The organism is Acinetobacter lactucae (genome assembly GCF_013344765.1).
Classification (GTDB): domain Bacteria; phylum Pseudomonadota; class Gammaproteobacteria; order Pseudomonadales; family Moraxellaceae; genus Acinetobacter; species Acinetobacter lactucae_A.
Genome location: NZ_JABVBF010000055.1, coordinates 1 through 18,966, shown reverse-complemented (window position 1 = coordinate 18,966; position 18,966 = coordinate 1). Strand labels below are relative to the sequence as shown.

The 18,966-nt window shown below is 39.6% G+C and carries 20 protein-coding genes and 1 pseudogene; 14 read left to right on the top strand and 7 right to left on the bottom strand.

The features are described from left to right. The first annotated feature begins 278 nt into the window (after positions 1-278). On the top strand, positions 279-1,883 hold the full coding sequence (locus tag HUN22_RS07785) for an isocitrate lyase (RefSeq protein ID WP_002117581.1): 1,605 nt from the start codon (positions 279-281) through the stop codon (positions 1,881-1,883). A gap of 55 nt (positions 1,884-1,938) precedes the next feature. On the opposite strand, the gene HUN22_RS07780 is transcribed toward HUN22_RS07785, so the two are convergent. Both HUN22_RS07780 and HUN22_RS07775 read right to left on the bottom strand, forming a co-directional pair. After that, positions 1,939-2,409 (bottom strand): copper resistance protein NlpE, encoded by a 471-nt coding sequence (locus HUN22_RS07780; protein ID WP_174727766.1) that lies wholly within the window; start codon positions 2,407-2,409, stop codon positions 1,939-1,941. Between the two features lie 186 nt (positions 2,410-2,595). Next, positions 2,596-2,919, bottom strand: a complete 324-nt coding sequence (locus HUN22_RS07775) for a hypothetical protein (RefSeq protein ID WP_174727763.1) — start codon at positions 2,917-2,919, stop codon at positions 2,596-2,598. A 201-nt stretch (positions 2,920-3,120) separates the two neighbouring features. On the opposite strand from HUN22_RS07775, the gene HUN22_RS07770 reads away from it, so the two are divergent. From HUN22_RS07770 to HUN22_RS07735, 8 genes are all read left to right on the top strand, one after another. Continuing rightward, the gene (locus HUN22_RS07770; protein WP_217488108.1) at positions 3,121-3,996 is read left to right on the top strand and encodes an urease accessory protein UreD; all 876 of its coding nucleotides are present in this window, start codon (positions 3,121-3,123) and stop codon (positions 3,994-3,996) included. 100 nt (positions 3,997-4,096) lie between these two features. Continuing rightward, complete coding sequence (gene ureA / locus HUN22_RS07765) at positions 4,097-4,399, top strand: urease subunit gamma (RefSeq protein ID WP_002117495.1); 303 nt, start codon at positions 4,097-4,099, stop codon at positions 4,397-4,399. A gap of 11 nt (positions 4,400-4,410) precedes the next feature. Then, a complete protein-coding gene (locus HUN22_RS07760; protein WP_003653016.1) occupies positions 4,411-4,719 on the top strand; it encodes an urease subunit beta in 309 nt (102 codons plus the stop codon). 37 nt (positions 4,720-4,756) lie between these two features. Further along, positions 4,757-6,457, top strand: coding sequence for an urease subunit alpha (ureC, locus tag HUN22_RS07755; protein ID WP_174727760.1), 1,701 nt, complete (start codon positions 4,757-4,759; stop codon positions 6,455-6,457). A gap of 70 nt (positions 6,458-6,527) precedes the next feature. Beyond that, positions 6,528-7,010, top strand: coding sequence for an urease accessory protein UreE (gene ureE / locus HUN22_RS07750; protein WP_174727757.1), 483 nt, complete (start codon positions 6,528-6,530; stop codon positions 7,008-7,010). Next, positions 6,997-7,662: an urease accessory protein UreF gene (locus HUN22_RS07745; RefSeq protein WP_174727753.1), complete on the top strand. Its 666-nt coding sequence runs from the start codon at positions 6,997-6,999 to the stop codon at positions 7,660-7,662. Before ureE ends, HUN22_RS07745 begins: the two co-directional genes overlap by 14 nt. 24 nt (positions 7,663-7,686) lie before the next feature. Beyond that, positions 7,687-8,301 (top strand): urease accessory protein UreG, encoded by a 615-nt coding sequence (gene ureG, locus HUN22_RS07740; RefSeq protein ID WP_002117800.1) that lies wholly within the window; start codon positions 7,687-7,689, stop codon positions 8,299-8,301. A 9-nt stretch (positions 8,302-8,310) separates the two neighbouring features. Next, complete coding sequence (locus tag HUN22_RS07735; RefSeq protein WP_174727750.1) at positions 8,311-8,880, top strand: HupE/UreJ family protein; 570 nt, start codon at positions 8,311-8,313, stop codon at positions 8,878-8,880. Positions 8,881-8,920: 40 nt separating this feature from the next. Here the strand turns inward: HUN22_RS07735 and rsmD are convergent, their stop codons facing one another. Continuing rightward, on the bottom strand, positions 8,921-9,472 hold the full coding sequence (rsmD, locus tag HUN22_RS07730) for a 16S rRNA (guanine(966)-N(2))-methyltransferase RsmD (protein WP_174727747.1): 552 nt from the start codon (positions 9,470-9,472) through the stop codon (positions 8,921-8,923). Further along, positions 9,472-11,484 carry a penicillin-binding protein 2 gene (gene mrdA, locus HUN22_RS07725; RefSeq protein WP_174727744.1) on the bottom strand — a complete coding sequence of 671 codons (2,013 nt, stop codon included), beginning with the start codon at positions 11,482-11,484 and terminating at the stop codon, positions 9,472-9,474. The genes rsmD and mrdA overlap by 1 nt, the downstream gene beginning before the upstream one ends. A gap of 236 nt (positions 11,485-11,720) precedes the next feature. On the opposite strand from mrdA, the gene HUN22_RS07720 reads away from it, so the two are divergent. From HUN22_RS07720 to HUN22_RS07705, 4 genes are all read left to right on the top strand, one after another. Then, a complete protein-coding gene (locus tag HUN22_RS07720) occupies positions 11,721-12,239 on the top strand; it encodes a hypothetical protein (RefSeq protein ID WP_174727741.1) in 519 nt (172 codons plus the stop codon). A 61-nt stretch (positions 12,240-12,300) separates the two neighbouring features. Further along, the gene (locus HUN22_RS07715) at positions 12,301-13,614 is read left to right on the top strand and encodes a hypothetical protein (protein ID WP_108008627.1); all 1,314 of its coding nucleotides are present in this window, start codon (positions 12,301-12,303) and stop codon (positions 13,612-13,614) included. Between the two features lie 86 nt (positions 13,615-13,700). Continuing rightward, a complete protein-coding gene (gene adk / locus HUN22_RS07710) occupies positions 13,701-14,354 on the top strand; it encodes an adenylate kinase (RefSeq protein WP_002117671.1) in 654 nt (217 codons plus the stop codon). Between the two features lie 71 nt (positions 14,355-14,425). Further along, on the top strand, positions 14,426-14,563 hold the full coding sequence (locus tag HUN22_RS07705; protein WP_368074575.1) for a hypothetical protein: 138 nt from the start codon (positions 14,426-14,428) through the stop codon (positions 14,561-14,563). Between the two features lie 38 nt (positions 14,564-14,601). On the opposite strand, the gene nth is transcribed toward HUN22_RS07705, so the two are convergent. Next, the gene (gene nth, locus HUN22_RS07700) at positions 14,602-15,291 is read right to left on the bottom strand and encodes an endonuclease III (RefSeq protein ID WP_174727735.1); all 690 of its coding nucleotides are present in this window, start codon (positions 15,289-15,291) and stop codon (positions 14,602-14,604) included. Further along, positions 15,292-16,083, bottom strand: coding sequence for an RnfABCDGE type electron transport complex subunit B (locus tag HUN22_RS07695; protein WP_174727732.1), 792 nt, complete (start codon positions 16,081-16,083; stop codon positions 15,292-15,294). A gap of 272 nt (positions 16,084-16,355) precedes the next feature. On the opposite strand from HUN22_RS07695, the pseudogene gdhA reads away from it, so the two are divergent. Continuing rightward, a pseudogene (gene gdhA, locus HUN22_RS07690) lies at positions 16,356-17,760 on the top strand (NADP-specific glutamate dehydrogenase). Positions 17,761-17,813: 53 nt separating this feature from the next. Here gdhA and HUN22_RS07685 read toward each other — a convergent pair. Then, on the bottom strand, positions 17,814-18,923 hold the full coding sequence (locus HUN22_RS07685) for an META and DUF4377 domain-containing protein (RefSeq protein WP_174727727.1): 1,110 nt from the start codon (positions 18,921-18,923) through the stop codon (positions 17,814-17,816). Positions 18,924-18,966: the final 43 nt, after the last annotated feature.

Genomic DNA, 18,966 nt, shown 5'->3' with positions numbered 1-18,966 from the left:
AAATAAGACTTACTGAGTTTTTATAATAAAACTCTATACTCCTTTAGGATAATTTTATTTTTATAAACAAAGTGTTAAGGTTTTTGGTTTTATCTATAATATCGATTTATTGGTATATTTTTTAAATAAATACTGAAGATTAACAAAGGATATTGGATTAATTGATTGGCTAAGTCTAAGCTGTGTTCATGAAGAAGCAGCTGGTGTCATAAGAAATTTAAGTAACGTGACTCTAGGCTTCAATCGATGAAATCCTAAAATGAATACAGGACAATATCATGACTACATATCAAACAGCGATTGATGCAGTACGTCAATTAAAAGCAAAATTCGGCAACACTTGGGCAGACATTAGCCCAGAAGATGCTGCTCGTATGCAACTTCAAAACCGTTTCAAAACAGGTTTAGATATTGCTAAGTATACAGCTGCGATTATGCGTCGTGATATGGCTGAATACGATGCTGACTCAAGCAAATACACTCAATCATTAGGTTGCTGGCATGGTTTCATCGCACAACAAAAAATGATTGCGAACAAAAAATATTTCGGTACTACAAGCAAACGTTATATCTACCTTTCTGGTTGGATGGTTGCTGCTCTTCGTTCTGAATTTGGTCCACTTCCTGACCAATCTATGCACGAAAAAACTTCTGTTCCTGCATTGATCGAAGAAATCTATACTTTCTTACGTCAAGCTGACGCAAAAGAATTAAACGACTTATTCCGTGCACTTAAAAAAGCACAAGAAGCTGGTGATACTGCTAAAGCAGCTGAAATCACAGCTCAAATCGACAACTTTGAAACTCACGTTGTACCAATTATTGCGGACATCGATGCTGGTTTCGGTAACGAAGAAGCAACTTACTTACTTGCTAAGAAAATGATCGAAGCTGGTGCTTGTGCGCTTCAAATCGAAAACCAAGTATCTGATGCTAAACAATGTGGTCACCAAGCTGGTAAAGTAACTGTTCCACACGAAGACTTCATCGCTAAGATCCATGCATTACGTTATGCATTCTTAGAAATGGGTCTTGAAGAAGGTATCATTGTTGCGCGTACTGACTCTGAAGGCGCTGACTTGACTCAAAAAATCCCAGTGGTTAAAGAGCCAGGTGACATTGCTTCTCAATACATCAGCTACTTAGATACTCAAGAAATTGACATTGCTGATGCTCAAGAAGATGAAATCTTAATCAAGCGTGATGGTAAATTACACCGTCCTAAGCGTTTACCTTCTGGCTTATATCAGTTCCGTGCTGACACTCAAATTGACCGTGTTGTACTTGACTGTGTGTCTAGCTTACAAAATGGTGCTGACCTTCTTTGGATCGAAACTGCGACTCCAAACGTAGAGGAAATCGCACACATGGTTAACCGTGTTAAAGAAGTTGTTCCAAATGCTAAGCTTGTTTATAACAACAGCCCATCATTCAACTGGACTTTAAACTTCCGTCAACAAGCTTACGACCGTTGGGTTGCTGAAGGTAAAGATGTTTCTGCATATGACCGCGCTAAATTAATGAGTGCTGAATATGACAACACTGAATTAGCTGCTGATGCTGATGACAAGATCCGTACTTTCCAAGCAGATGCTTCTCGCGAAGCAGGTGTGTTCCATCACTTGATCACACTTCCGACTTACCACACTGCGGCTCTTTCTACTCATGAGCTTGCACAAGGTTACTTCGGTTCTGAAGGTATGTTGGCTTATGTTGCTGGCGTACAACGTAAAGAAATCCGCGGTGGCATCGCTTGTGTTAAACACCAAGCAATGGCGGGTTCTGACATCGGTGATGATCACAAAGAAATCTTCTCTGGTGACAATGCTCTTAAAGCGCATGACGATGCTAAAAACACAATGAACCAATTCGCAGCTCACTAAGAATTGATTCATAAAAAAACCCGCTCAAATGAGCGGGTTTTTTAATTATTAAAAATTATTTTTTCAAAACATAGTGCTGAGCTAAAGATCCTTCAACTTTCTTACCTTCCATATCTAAAGCAGTTGCAGTATTTTCTCCGATAAAGAATTTACGGTTTTGACCTTTATCATCTAAAGTAATGACTGAAGTATTATCTTTTTCAAAAGTAAAGGTACCATGAGTTTCAAATGGTTTTGTATCACCTTTACCAAGATAAGTTTCAGTTAGTTCATAGGTTTTATCATCTTTAAGTTCTAATTCGGTTTTAATTCCTTCACAGTCTGCACATGGAAGAGTACCTTTATATGTACCGTCCCAATCGAGTGAGTTTTCAGCTGTATGTGCGGTATCTACTGCATTGTTATTTGATTCAGTAGTTTGTGCAGGAGCAGAGGCTTGTGGTGGTGTGTCAGATTTATTTTCATTTTTACTACAAGCAACAAGAAGGGCACTTACAAGTGCAACTGATAATAATGTTTTTTTCATGATGATCTAAACCTCGGAAAATAAATAAAAAAGCAATGAACAGGCTATGAAATATGAGAGCTTAATAAAAGTTTAAGTATGTAATTTAATTTTAACAAAAGGTAAAGTGAGTAAATTTTGAATAATTATTAAAACAAAAATAAAAAGGAGGTATTCACTAAAACGATTTAATGAATACCTTATAAATTACGGTTGTGATGAAACTCCACCTAAAGAATCACAAGCCGATTTATAAAGTTGATATTGTTGCTTTAAAACCTCATCAAGCGGCATGTCGAATAATTCTTCACCATTTTTGTAGCTCTCTACATATGAAGTCGCTTTTTCTTTGCTTACCGCTAAAGATTGTTGGTAGTAAGAATTAATAGAGCTTGTTGCGATCTGGCTTGTCTCAACATTTTTACATTCGAAATTATGTAGGATCTTTTCTGCACGTTTGACCTCACTAGATTGGCCAAAAATACACCCAGTTAAAAAGACGAGTGGGGTTAACACGAACAAAAGTTTCATGGAGAGCAAGTACGGAAGCAACGATGGGCGCTATTGTATAAACAATTCCATAAGTTACTGTGGTTTTATGTTAGACACTGATGATTTTTTAACTCATTAAAATCGAAAAATTGTATCTAATTTTATCAGTTGACTTATTTTTATATTTGGTGCGTATTTTGCTTATAAGTTTAAGCACTTATTTTGAACATATGAACCAGAATGAATCAGGCACAACCGTCTTCAAAAAACTCGTCAGCACCATTTTGGTATGCACAACTAGAGCTCGGTTTTTGTTTTGAAAATTTACGCACCATTATGAGTCATAGAAAGCATTATGGCCCTGTAAGGGTGCAAAAAATGCTCTGGCCAGAAAAAAAGGGTGTATGTCATGCCATTATTGTTCATCCTCCAGCAGGAATTGCAGGAGGAGATCACCTTACTTTTGAAATTGAAACCAAAGATCAAGCTCACGCTGTAGTAACTACTCCGGGTGCGGGAAAATGGTACAAAACCAATGGTAAGCAAGCTTTTCAACATATTCACTTGCATGTGAAAGATCAGTCCATTTTAGAGTGGGTTCCACAAGAAACGATGCTGTTTGATGGGGCTTTAGCACATTCAGAAACTCATATTCATCTTGATGCTGCTGCAAGCTTTATTGGATGGGATATGTTGGTAGTCGGGCGGCAGGCACGTGCTGAGCGTTTTGTTCAGGGTAGTTATCACAACCAGTTTAAGTTGTGGCGAGAACAAAAATTATTGGTTGCAGATACATTGTATTTTGAAGGTGAAGATCGTTGGCTGAGTTCATGCTTAGGTATGAATAATCAGGCAGTTATGGGAAGCTTTTGGGCGGTTTCACCTGAGAAATATCGATCTTCTTTTTATTTAGAACAGCAGCTAGAACTCATTCGTGAATTGATGATGCGTATGCAAGCACCTGTCACATTAACATTATTGGATGATGTGGTTTGTGCGCGGTTTCTGGGAAATGATGTCCGACATTGTCATGATGCTTTTGCGGCCATACGAGCAAGATTAAGACGTTATTGGTTTGATTTAGATGAAGAATTTCCAAGAATTTGGAAAACTTAAGTTATGTTAAATTGCGTATTTAAAAAACAGTTAAAACAAGTATGCTACTTTTGAGCACGTATTTTGCTTAAACAATATAAATGCAATTTAGGAAAGAGAAATGGAACTCAATCCAACAGAAAAAGATAAGTTACTCATTTTTACTGCAGGTTTAGTGGCTGAGCGTCGTAAAGCACGTGGTTTGAAACTGAATTATCCAGAAGCTATTGCTTTTATTTCAGCCGCTTTACTTGAAGGTGCACGAGACGGTATGACGGTCAGTGACTTGATGCATTACGGTACTACCTTATTAAAGCGCGAAGATGTGATGGATGGTGTGCCAGAAATGATTGCTGAGGTTCAGGTCGAGGCAACTTTTCCAGATGGCTCGAAATTAGTCACAGTCCATCAGCCAATCGTATAAAAGGAACGCTTATGATCCCCGGTGAAATCATTACTCCAGATGCTGATATTGAACTGAATGTTGGGCGACAAACTTTAAAAGTTGTGGTTGCCAACATTGGCGATCGGCCTATTCAGGTAGGTTCTCATTTTCATTTTTATGAAGCAAATGATGCATTACAGTTTGATCGCGAAATGGCGAAGGGTTTTCGACTGAATATTGCAGCTGGTACAGCAATTCGTTTTGAACCGGGACAAACTCGGGAAGTTGAGCTTGTTGCTTTAGCTGGTAAGCGAGAAGTATATGGTTTCGCAGGCCGCGTCATGGGCAAGTTGGATTAAACATAACAACGATAATGAAAGAGATGAGTAATAAGTTATGAAAATGTCACGTCGTGCATATGCTGAGATGTTTGGTCCAACGGTTGGTGACCGTATTCGCTTGGCTGATACAGAGCTTTTTATTGAGGTTGAGCAAGACTTAACGACCTATGGTGAAGAAGTTAAATTTGGCGGTGGCAAAGTCATTCGTGATGGAATGGGGCAATCTCAACTTTTAGCTGATGAAGTTGCTGACACAGTCATTACTAATGCTTTGATTGTGGATTGGTGGGGGATTGTAAAGGCGGATGTTGGTTTAAAAAATGGTCGCATCTGGAAAATAGGAAAAGCTGGAAATCCAGATATTCAACCTGACATAACCATTCCTTTAGGCGCTGCAACAGAAGTGATTGCGGGTGAAGGACAAATTTTAACGGCGGGTGGTATTGATACTCACATTCACTGGATTTGCCCGCAACAAGTTGAAACTGCGCTAATGTCGGGTACAACAACAATGGTCGGTGGCGGTACAGGACCAGCAGCCGGAACTTCGGCAACCACAGTGACTCCAGGGCCTTGGCATATTGCGACCATGTTACAGGCGATTGATGATTTGCCTATGAATATTGGTCTATTAGGCAAAGGGAATTTGAGTTTACCTGACCCAATTCGAGAGCAAATTAAAGCTGGGGTAATTGGGTTGAAACTACATGAAGATTGGGGTTCAACACCAGCAGCGATTGATAACTGTTTGAGTGTGGCAGATGAGTTTGATGTTCAGGTAGCAATTCATACAGATACTTTAAATGAGGGTGGCTTTTTAGAAGAAACACTGGCCGCATTTAAAAACCGTACCATTCATACGTACCATACAGAAGGTGCGGGTGGTGGGCATGCACCTGACATTTTAAAAGCAATTGGGCAAAGTAATGTCTTGCCATCTTCTACTAATCCAACGCGCCCTTATACGATTAATACCATTGATGAGCATTTAGATATGCTCATGGTTTGCCACCACTTAGATCCTGCAATTGCTGAGGATATCGCTTTTGCAGAAAGTCGTATCCGCCGTGAAACCATTGCCGCTGAAGATATTTTGCAAGATTTAGGCGCAATTGCCATGATGTCTTCTGACTCTCAGGCGATGGGTCGTGTGGGTGAGGTGATTTTACGAACTTGGCAAACTGCTCATAAAATGAAAATTCAACGTGGCCCTCTTGAGGGTGATAATGAGTTTCATGATAACAATCGTGTTAAACGTTATATTGCTAAATATACGATTAACCCTGCAATTACCCATGGTTTAAGTCATGAAGTGGGTTCTGTTGAAGTCGGAAAACTTGCTGATTTAGTGTTATGGAAGCCAGCTTTTTTTGGTGTGAAACCTTCCATGATTATTAAAGGGGGTATGATTGCGGCAGCACCGATGGGTGACATTAATGCTTCAATTCCAACACCTCAACCCGTGCATTATCGTCCAATGTTTGGTGCTTATCCGCGTGGTGTACATAACACCTGTATTACCTTTTTATCTCAAGTCTCAATCGATGAACAAGTTGCTGAGAAATTAAGCCTCAAAAAGTTAATTAGCCCGTGTAAAAACACGCGTGCAATTACTAAAGCCGATATGAAGCACAACACATATTGTCCAGTTATGCATGTTCATCCTGAAACTTATGAGGTGCGAGCAGATGGTGAATTATTAACGTGTGAACCTGCTGATGTATTACCAATGGCTCAACGTTATTTCTTATTTTAATGAGTTTGATAGAGGTGATTTGCCTCATGACTTTAGATATGAAAGAAATAAGTAAGGAGAGAGAAATTAAATGAAAATCTATACCCAACGTCTTGAAGATATTTCTCCTGATCAGACTTTTGAAACGGTTGAACTGACTTTTGATACACGTCAAAAATCGCGGTTTCGGGCGGCTTTAGCGAGTGGTATCGATATTGGTGCTGATTTGCCGCGTACCGGTATTTTGCGTAGTGGCTCATATATCGCAACGCAAGAGGGCGATGTATTGCGTGTTGATGCCAAGCCTGAGCGATTAATGCAAGTCACTGCTCAAACCGATTTTGATTTGCTTAAAGCTGCTTATCACTTAGGAAATAGACATGTGCCATTAATGCTGACACCTACAGCTTTATATTTTGAGCCTGATCATGTGCTTGCAGAAATGGTAGAAGGTCTGGGACTTATGGTTTCAGAAACCAATCATCCTTTTGAACCTGAAAGCGGTGCTTATGCGCAGCATATTCATGACCATCGATTAAGCCCAATTAAAGCTTTGCATCATGTCCATTCATAGTGCTGCGCAATTACTGCAATTGCTGACGCTGTCTTCTACGGCATTGCCAGTTGGAGCGTATTGTTATTCACAAGGTGTAGAAACAGCCATTGATATTGGCTTAATACACGATGAAACCTCAGCGATTGCTTACTTTGAAGAAGTGCTTGAGATGTTGTTGGTGAGGTTTGAGTTGCCTGTACTTAAACGTCTTATGCAACATTATGATGACTTAGAGCAGTTTCTGGTTTGGGCAAATTTGTATAAGGCTAGCAGAGAAAGTAAAGAGTTGCTCGCTGAATCTCAGCAATTAGCATTTTCTTTAAATGCATGGATTAAAGATGTTTTAAAAAAAACAGTTGATGTTAAAAAGCAGTTTGGCTTTGTGCCAGTCTATGCACAGCTCTGTGGTCGACTCGAACTCAACGACATGGATGTGCTTACGGCTTATACCTTTACTGTTTTAGAAAATCAGGTTTTAGCCGCAGTAAAAACAGTTCCTTTAGGGCAAATGGCTGGGCAAAGAATTTTATGGCATTTGCATGGTTTGGTTCCGCAGGCGGTAGAGAAAGCTTTAAAGCTTAATGATGAACAATTGAGCAGTGCTTTACCTCGTTATGCCATGCTGAGCATGAAACACGAAACCCAATATTCACGGTTATTCAGATCTTAAGTTTAGGAAAAAAGGATAAAAATCATGACAGAGCGTAGTCCATTACGAGTTGGAATTGGCGGACCAGTGGGTTCGGGTAAAACAGCACTTACACTTAATTTATGTTTAGCCTTGCGTAATAAATACAATATGGCTGTGGTGACAAATGATATTTACACCAAAGAAGATTCAAATTTCTTAACCCGTAATGAGGCGATGTCACCAGATCGTATTGTGGGTGTAGAAACAGGCGGTTGCCCACACACAGCCATACGTGAAGATGCTTCAATCAACTTGGCCGCAATTGATGATTTGTGTGAAAAATTCGAAGGCTTAGAACTCATTATTATTGAAAGTGGTGGTGATAATTTAGCAGCGACATTTAGTCCAGAACTTTCTGATTTAACTCTATATGTGATCGATGTCGCTGGCGGGGAGAAGATTCCTCGTAAAGGTGGGCCGGGCATTACCAAATCAGATTTACTGATTATTAATAAAACTGACCTTGCACCAATGGTCGGCGCAAATCTTGATGTGATGGATCAAGATGCGAAACGCATGCGTGGAGAAAAGCCATTCTTATTTTCAAATATGAAAACCCAAGATGGTCTTGAAGAAATTATTCAATTTATTGAGAAACAAGGGCTGTTTAAAGCTTAAGGAGAGATTATGAACTTCATTAAAAAATGGGGCATAGGGCTCCTTGCATTATTGCCGGCACTTGCAATGGCACACACAGGACATGATCATGAACATTCGGGTTTTATGGCAGGCTTTATTCATCCCTTTACCGGATTAGACCATTTAGTGATGGCCTTGGCTTTTGGTGTCTTGTTGTGGTCAGCGGCAAAGCAATGGAAAATTGCTGGAATCATTGCTTTAAGTATTACTTTGGTGGTAGGTTTTTTAGTAGGTGCTCAAGGGTTGGTACCAGTTAATATGGCTGAATACGGTATAGTCGTTTCTTTAGTCGTTACAGCAATTGCACTATGGACAAAATCAAATCGAATTTTGTCTATCGCCGCGGCATTACTTGCGAGCTTTCATGGCATGGCTCATGGTGTTGAATTAGCACATTCAGGCCATGTTGTTGCATTAGTAATGGGTATGGTTTCAGCTATGGCTTTAATTTATTGTGGTGGCTTAGCATTGGGTGCTGCACTTACACGATATGTGCCATATGGCAAAAAAATTGTTGGCGCCTGTGCAGCAGTTGTTGCAGTGATTGGCTTAAGCTAACTAAAATTTTGAAAGTAAAAGGTAGCTTAGAGCTACCTTTTTATTCGATTATTTTTTGGTAAAGCCCTGCGTGAACGGTACCAGCTTTCGTTGTTTTAACTTGTTGCCATGTTGAAGGGAGGAGAAGTTGAGATAAATCTCGATCAGCTTCGACGTAAATGTATCCATTCTTTTTAATATGAGGCTCGGCCAAGTTCGAGAGTTCATGCCATAAATCAAGACTATAAGGTGGGTCTAAAAACACAACATCGAATTGTTCTTTTAAACGTGGTAAAGCTTGTTGAGCCGTTGCATTAATTAAATGACAATTTGGGGCTTTTAAGAGTTCAATATTGTCTTTTAAAAATCTTGCCTGAGTTTTATCCGGTTCAATCATATAAACAGATGCAGCTCCACGTGACAATGCCTCAAAACCTAATGCGCCAGAGCCTGTACAGATGTCGAGAACCTGAGCATTTTGGATATCCCACATGAGCCAGTTAAATAGAGTTTCACGGACTCTGTCTGGAGTTGGACGTAAGCCATCAATGCTAGCGAAAGGAAGTACTCGTCTTTTCCATTCGCCTCCAATAATGCGTAATTGATTTTTCATTATTCATCGGCCTCATTGGTAGCAGGACGAGCAGGAGTCGCTTGTGGTGTTGATGCTGCTGGTTTGTTGGTAGTAGCAGATGCTGGACCAGAACTTTCACCGCCACTTGGAAGTTCACCTGGTTTAATTCCTGCCGTCATTAGCCCACCATTTACTTGGTGATTTGCTGGACGAATCGGGTTTTTCTTACGAGTTAATAGCCAGTAATCAAACACAGGTCGTGCAAGTTGAGCAGCAGAACCACCATGACGACCATTTTCCCAAATGACTGCAATCGCGATTTCTGGTTTGTCAGCAGGGGCAAAGCCAACAAATAGACCATGGTCAAGCTGACGTTCACTCAAGGCTGCCTCGTTATAACGTTTACCCTGTGCAATACTCTTAACCTGTGCGGTACCAGTTTTTCCTGCAATTTGATATAGAGGGGTACGAATCCCTCGGCCAGTACCTGACTGAATTACATCAATCATGGCATCGCGCATTTGAATCCAGTCTTCGTCGGTTCCATTAAAGTTAATTTTGCCATCGGGGGCATTACGCACAGTAAATGGTTTTGCACCATGAGTTGCACGTAAAACATGCGGAGTAACGTGGGAACCATGGTTTGCCGTAATTGCAGTTGCCATGGCAAGTTGTATAGGAGTGGCTGTAAAAGCACCTTGACCAATACTGACTGAAATAGTTTCACCCTTCATCCACTTCGCTTTACGAGTACGCATTTTCCATTCAGGATTTGGATAAAGGCCTTCACTTTCACTTGGTAAGTCGACACCTGTTTTTTGACCAAACCCGAATTGACGCATCCATTGGTTCATTTGATCAATACCCATTTGATGGGCAAGAATATAAAAATAGGTATCACATGATTGCACAATGGCTTTATGCATATTCACGATGCCATGACCAGATTTCTTCCAGTCACGGAATTTATGTGAGTCACCAGGTAAGTGGAAATAACCCGGGTCAGAAATTGCTGTTGACCAGTCTACAATACTGTAGTGTAAACCACCCATTGCTTCCATTGGTTTAATGGTAGAGCCGGGCGGATATACACCCTGTACAGCGCGGTTATAAAGCGGTTGATCTAAATTATCCCGTAGTGAGCTGTAGTCAGTATGGCTAATTCCAGTTACAAACAAATTAGGGTTGAAACTTGGACTAGACACTAAAGCCAGAATTTCGCCAGTACGAGGGTCAATGGCTACAATAGCACCACGGCGTCCTGCGAGTTGCTGTGACGCGATAACTTGCAAACCATAATCTAAAGATAAATAGAGATCATTACCGCGAGTAGGGTCTTTACGTCCTAAATGACGTAATACATTGCTATGTGCATCTGCTTCAACAGATTCATAACCCGGTGTTCCATGCAGTAAATCTTCATAACTTTTTTCAACACCAATCTTTCCAATGAGGTTGGTTCCAGCATATAAGTCTTTATCAATACTTTTTAATTCTTTATCGTTGATACGCCCGACATAACCAATCACATGAGCAAATAACTCACCATGTGGATAATAACGGGTCATTTGTGTTTCGATTCTTACACCCGGGAACTTATATTTGGCTTCACTAAACTTAGCAATATTGGCTTCGGTCAAATTAAGTTTAATTGCGACGCGTTCAGTTTTACGAGCGGATTTTACACGGCTTTTAAAACGGTCAATATCTTCTTGTGTTAAATCTAAAATAGGCTGTAGTTGCTCAACCACACCATCAACATCTTCTACATCTGTTTTACTTAAAGTGGCTGTAAAAACAGGGTAGTTATCTGCCAGTAATACACCATTTCTGTCATAGATATAACCACGAGCAGGAGGAAGTGGTTGTAAGCGAATGCGGTTTTTGTCAGATGCAGTTGAGAATTCGTCGTAATGAAAAATTTGTAGATAAGCGTATCGGCTAATTAAGACTAATAAGCAGATGGTAACTATCCCTACGGCAAAAAAAATACGACCTCGATAAATGCGCTTTTCTTGCTGGATATCTTTTAAAGGAAAGTGCTGCTTCATAAGGATCGACTTAATGACATAGAGTAAGAAAAATAGCTGCTTATTCTAACGCAAGAGCGTTTAAAATATTGCATAATTTTCAAAGTTTGATTGCATTTTAATAAGATACTTTTTGACTTTGCAGACAACAAAATTGTAGATACTTGTATATAAGAAGCAAAATAATTCTGTTAAAGTCTCTCATTCAATAGAATAGGGTTGTTCTCACAATACGATTAGGGAAAATGGAGAAAATAATGAGAAAAATTTATCCCTTACTTGCAGTTTTGACGGTAAGTAATTGGGCCTATGCTCAAGACTACTCGTTTCTTCCGGAAGCAAAATTAGCAGGACATAATGCATCTAATTGGAATGTGGGTGCTGGAGTTACTCAAAAATTATTACATCTTAACGGTGAGTGGGTAAATCCGTATGGTATTGCCTATGCCAAAGTTGGTGCATTTTTGAATGGTGATAAAACAGCTGGTGGACAAGTTGGCTTCCGCTATCCTTATTATCTTACCGGCACAGACAAAAATGGTTACTATATCGGTTTCTATGCTGGGCATCTTGATAGTAAAGAGGTTGATGGTGATTTTAAATCCCGTTTAGGTGCGGGTGTTGATTTGGCCTATGTGTGGTTAAATTCAGAAAGAATTAGCACTTTTAGTGTGGGTATTGGTGCGGCTGAAAAATTAACTGACCAGAACGGAAATGTTGCTGCAGATACTAAACCACAAATTCAATTTTCTTATTCTCTAAGTTTTGGTTTATAAAATAAAGCAGTTTATCGTTAACTCGCCATAAGCAGAGCACAAATAAATACGAGAGTCTTACATGTTAGAGTACGTCAGTGGATTGTGGCAGACCTTTTTACACAGACCTGATTTTTGGGCCGTTTTGAGTATTATTCCAGTAACGGCTTTTGTCACATGGGCACATGTGTGGATGGCTTTAAAAATGGTGTTTTACCCGATTAAATTTTGGGGATTCCATTTAGGGCCATTACCAGTAGGTTGGCAAGGTATCGTGCCACGTAAAGCTGGGCGTATCTCTGGGATTATTACCGATAATACTTTATCTAAATTAGGTTCATTGCGTGAATTTTTAGAAGCAATGGACCCTGAAGATATGGCGCGTATTATTGGTGAACAAGTCGGTTTTGAACTTGAACATCTTATTGATGAAGTCATGATCGATCGTAATGCGGTGCTTTGGGAAAATCTACCTTACTCGATTAAACGCCGTATTTATGCTCAAGCGCATAAGCAATTGCCGGGTGTGTTAAAAGAATTAGTGACTGAGCTGACCATGAATGTCGAGTCACTGGTGAATATGCGTGAAATGGTCGTGAGCCAGATGGAAGGTGATCGCCGTTTAATGGTCCGTATGTTCTTAAAGGTTGGTCAAAAAGAGATTAACTTTATTTGGCATATTAGTGCTTTAATCGGGATGTTCTTTGGTATTTTCCAAATGGTGGTTTGGTTTGTTGTACCATGGCACTGGACAGTCCCATTTTGGGCTGCAATTTGGGGCTTCTTAACCAACTGGATCGCAATCTGGATGGTATTTAACCCAATTGAACCGCATTATATTCGTTACCCACAGATTTTTAGATTGACAAAAGATCGTAAGTTTCCATGGATTGTACCAGTTCTTCGAATTGGGACCTATAATGTCCAAGGTGCTTTTATGAAGCGTCAAGAGGAAGTCTCTGATGTGTTTTCGAGCGTAGTCACAGAAGATTTGATCACGTTAAAAACGATTATGACCGAAATGATGTACGGACCGCGTAAAGATAAAACTCGCCGTATCGTCAAGCGTCATATTAACGAAATTATGGAAACACCGTTAGTTCGTACCTCTTTACAGCTTTCTTTAGGGCCAAGAGAGTACGCAAGATTAAAGACGGACTTGATTGATCGTTCAATTGAAATTACGATGGGACCCGTATGTGACCCAGCACTGAACGCAAGCCGGGCACAGAAGATTTTTCAAATGTTTAAAGAGCGTATTCGTGAACTAACACCAAAAGAATTTCAGAATTTATTACGTCCTGCATTTCAGGAGGATGAATGGATTCTTATTGTACTAGGTGGGGTAACCGGATTTATTGCTGGTACAATACATTTGTTTGTGGCTTTCTTATAATTCGATGTCGGGCAGGATCTATTGAAGATTAACGAAACTTTCTCTGCCGGACTTCACATTCATTGTTTTAAATGAGGATGTTTTTTATGCGCATTATTTTACTCGGACCACCTGGAGCAGGCAAAGGGACTCAGGCTCAGTTGATCTGTAAGCGCTACAATGTCCCACAAATTTCAACCGGTGATATGCTCCGTGCTGCGATTCGTGAAGGTACTGAATTAGGTCTAAAAGCTAAAAGTGTAATGGAATCTGGTGGTTTGGTTTCAGATGAACTTATTATCGGTTTAGTAAAAGAACGTATTGCTCAACCTGACTGTGCAAATGGCTGCATTTTTGATGGTTTCCCACGTACTATTCCACAAGCTGAAGCTTTGGAAAAAGAAGGGATTAGCATTGATCACGTGATTGAAATTGATGTTCCTGATGAAGAAATCGTAAAACGTCTTTCTGGTCGTCGTCAGCATCCAGCTTCTGGCCGTGTTTATCACACTGTATACAATCCACCTAAAGTGGAAGGTAAAGATGATGAAACTGGTGAAGACCTTGTTCAACGTCCAGATGACCAAGAAGAAACAATCCGTAAGCGTTTAGCGTCTTATCACACTGAAACAGAGCAATTGGTTGGTTTCTACCAAGGCCGCGCTGCTTCTGGTGAGAATGCTCCAACTTATGACAAGCTTGATGGTTTGCGTACAATTGAAGATGTACAAAAAGATTTATTCAATATCTTAGACAAATAATTTAATATTGTTTGTGATAATGAGCCCTCTTTGTGAGGGCTCTTTTCTTTCATTAGGTGCAGGAGAACAATATGAAAATCATATTGATTTTAGTGGTATTGCTGAGTCTAGCACTATTAATATTTTTGGCTTTTCAAAGCTACAAAATGCTAAGACAGGTACAAAAACAAGCAAAAGAAGAGCGTAATCAGAAAAAGCGCCTAAAGTAAGTTTGATTGGGTATGATCCCGATACCCAACCATATTTTTTAAGCTTCAATATTTTTAATGGCAATTTGCTTTTGTGCGCCAAATTCAAAGCGATCAGGCCAGTTACAGACATCTGCAACTACACATTCAGCACATTTCGGTTTACGGGCGATACAACAATAACGGCCATGCAATATGAGCCAGTGATGTGAATCTAAAATAAATTCTTTAGGAATAACCTTAACTAAACGGTGTTCAACCTCAAGTACATTTTTGCCTACTGCTAAACCGGTTCGATTTCCGACACGGAAAATATGGGTATCGACTGCCATAGTTGGTTGTCCGAAAGCCGTATTTAAAACCACGTTAGCTGTTTTACGCCCGACACCCGGTAAAGCTTCTAAGTCTTTTCTGTTGCTTGGCACTTCGCCGTTAAACTGCTCCATTAAAATCTTACAGGTCTTAATGACATTTTCGGCTTTTGCGTTATAAAGCCCAATTGTCTTGATATATTCTTTTAACCCATCTACGCCTAAGTTATAGATTTTTTCAGCGGTATTTGCTATAGGGTAGAGCTTATCCGTTGCTTTATTAACACTTACGTCGGTCGCTTGAGCTGACAACATAACTGCAATAAGTAGCTCAAATGGAGAGGAATATTTTAACTCGGTTTCTGGAGAAGGTCTTTGTTCACGAAGGCGTTCAAAGAAAATTTGAATCTGCTTTTTCGTCATATTCTTGACGGCCATTCAGACCTCCTGTAATTGCATGAGTTGCTGTTGCAGTTCTTCAAGCTGAAGACGCTTTTTAGCATCTTCACGAACACTGAGCTGTTTTTCCAGTTTCTTAATTTGTGTACGAATTTTCGCTAACTCAATTGTAGTTTTTGCATCAGTTGACACAACTTCTTTGGGTTTCTCGATGAGCTCAATTGAAGGTACTTCATCAAGTGCCTGAGAGAACTGTGCAAACAGTTGGGTATCAATTTCAGCGCGTACTACAGGCCCTTTACGGTGACTGCGACGCTTTTCTTCACGCTGAATGTGAGCGTAATAACGTTGTCTTAAATCATTTTGTTCAGCGATACGCTGTTGCTCATTTGGTAATGCTTGAGTGTCTTCGACCAAATCAATGCAATCTACCGGACAAGGTGGAATACATAGCTCACAACCCGTACATAAGTCAGTCAAGATGGTATGCATGAGCTTACCACTTCCAATAATAGCATCTACAGGGCAAGCACTAATACATTTGGTGCAGCCAATACATTCATCCTCACGAATAATCGCTTTCATTCGCTGTGGGCGGCCATCAGCTTGTACAGGCCATACGCTAGTTTCAGCGGCTAATACAGGGCGATTTAATAAATTTGCGAGTGCATCGGCTACAGGCTGACCACCTGGAACGCATTTATTTGCCTCTTCACCTTCAGCAATCGACTTTGCGTAGGGTAGACATCCATCACGATGTCCACATAAACCACACTGAGTCTGTGGTAATAACGCATCAATCTCGCGTATGAGAGAAATAGATGAATTCATAGTGGGCAAATAGCTTGGTTAAAACGATGCGATAATGAAGAAAAACCTAAGTAAGGTCAATGGATTTTAACGAATTTATTGGCTTTTTGGTTGACCTAAAATGTAGCCAATATTGCACAATAATAGATCAATAAAAGTGAAAAGTTAAATGACTATTTCTTATCTTTAAGAAGTTTTTCTAAAAATAAGTTTTTGATAATTAAGGTTAATAAAATAATTCAAAATAACTATTGTTAAAATTGATGGAAAGGGATTTAATATTTTGCTGCTAAATGATGCATTTAAAAAATGTATTGCACTAATTTAATTCATTACTATGCTGAGGACCGTGCATTGAAATACAACAACCTGAATGAATTCATGAATTACGTGCAAGCGCGTGATCCGCATCAACCTGAGTTCTTGCAAGCTGTCGAAGAAGTCATGACAAGTTTGTGGCCATTTATTGAAAAAAATCCGGAATATGCAGAGCAGGGATTGCTAGAACGTTTGGTTGAACCAGAGCGTGTAATTCAATTTCGTGTTTCATGGATGGATGATCAAGGCCAGACTCAAGTTAATCGTGCTTTCCGCGTTCAATACAATTCAGCAATTGGTCCATTCAAAGGTGGCATGCGTTTCCATCCATCGGTCAATCTATCAATTTTAAAATTTTTAGGTTTTGAGCAGACTTTTAAAAACTCACTTACTACTTTGCCGATGGGTGGGGGTAAAGGTGGTTCAGATTTTGATCCTAAAGGTAAATCTGATGCTGAAATTATGCGATTCTGTCAGGCACTCATGATTGAGCTTTATCGTCATTTAGGACCAAATACGGATATTCCTGCGGGTGATATTGGCGTGGGGGCACGTGAAGTCGGTTATATGGCAGGCATGATGAAAAAGCTGAGTAACGACACCGCTTGTGTTTTTACCGGTAAGGGAATTTCATTTGGTGGTAGCTTGATGCGTCCTGAAGCAACTGGTTATGGTACGGTTTATTTTGCAGAAGAAATGCTAAAAACACGTGGGCAGTCTTTCGTTGGTAAAACAGTGTCTGTTTCAGGCTCAGGTAACGTTGCACAATACGCGGCAGAGAAAGCCATGTTCTTAGGGGCAAAAGTGGTTACTTTGTCTGACTCAAACGGCACAGTTTATTTAAAAAATGGTTTTACAGATGAGTTGCTTGCTGAAGTCATGGAGCTGAAAAACGTTAAACGTGGTCGTATTTCCGAGTTTGCTTCTAAACATGGTTTTGAATATTTTGAAGGAAAAACGCCTTGGCATATTCCTGTTGATATTGCTTTGCCATGTGCTACACAAAATGAATTAACAGGTGAAGATGCTAAAACGCTTATTGCAAATGGTGTCATTTGTGTCGCTGAAGGCGCTAATATGCCATCTACACTTGAAGCAGTTGAACACTTTATCGAAGCTAAAATTTTGTATGCGCCAGGAAAAGCCTCTAATGCGGGTGGTGTTGCAACATCTGGTTTAGAAATGTCTCAAAATGCAATTCGTTTAAGCTGGACCCATGCTGAAGTCGATGAACGCTTACATGCAATTATGAAAGACATTCATGCCAACTGTGTACGATATGGAACTAAGGAAGACGGGACTGTGAATTATGTAGACGGTGCCAATATTGCAGGCTTCGTAAAAGTTGCTGATGCAATGCTTGCTCAAGGTATTTACTAAAATAGAAACAAAAAATCCGATGCTTATGCATCGGATTTTTTTAGTCTAAAAACTTATTTTTTAGGTTTTTTAACTAACTCTTGTTCTACAACCATATCTAATACATCTGCTTGACTAGATTGGTCTGCAGCTGGGTTTTTCACTTCAAAACGTTTTACACGTAAAATTACGCGTTGGTTTGGATTGTGTTCAAAACCTTCGATTTGACCATAATATAATGACCAGTTTTTGTCAGCGTAAGTTTTAACGCCTTTGTCATCATATTTAATTTCACGAACTTGCATACAAGTTTGTGGGGCAACACCAGTACAAGATTTAGTTTCTGGAGCTACTTCAAGGAAAACCGTTTTCCCTTCAGATTGATATTTTGCTTCAGGTGTCATTTTACCTGTGAAAGTATATTTCTGGCCTTGAGCATCAGATACAGTTAATGTTGGTTGATCAACGTTTGTGGTATTGAGTTCAAATGGAATTGCACGTTTTTGGAATAGGCTGCTAGAAAATTGTTCCTGTTTCATTAAAGCAGGTTCACATGCCATCATCGTCGACATTACGTCAGCTGTTACGATAGTATTGTTTTCAACTTTCCAAGTTGTTCCTTGACGATTACAACCCGTTGCGATCGATAAACGGTCATTTGTAAAGTTAAGAACGATTGGTTTTTTAGTATTTTCAGGCTGATATGACCAAGAATAGTCTGTTAAAGCTTGAGTATTTACTGCTTTTTGACCTTGGAAAATATGCTTTTGACCAGATTTGTCTGTCACGCTTAAAATCACCTGACCATTAGTGTTGCTAATTTCGATTGGTAATTTTGCTTCATTAAAGATGCTATTCGACAATTGTTCTTGTTTCATTAAATCATCTTGGCAAGCCATCTTTGTTGATGCAAGAGGAGATGTTACAAGTTGGTTACCTTCAACTTTCCAAGTACCGCCTTGGCCATTACAACCAGTATTGATTGCTAATTTGCCATCTGTATTGAAGTTAAGGAAAAGTGGTTTAGAAGCTTTTATATTTTGATAAGTCCAAGCATATTCACCTAAAGTGGCTGCAAGGTTTTGTTGTTGCTCAGATACAATTGGAGCAGGAGTATTGGTAACTGTTTGACACGCCATCAAAGAAAAAGGTAATAACGCAAGAATTAAATATTTAATTTTCATTTAAAAACTTCAAGTAAAAAAACAACAGTCATAAGCTTAAAAC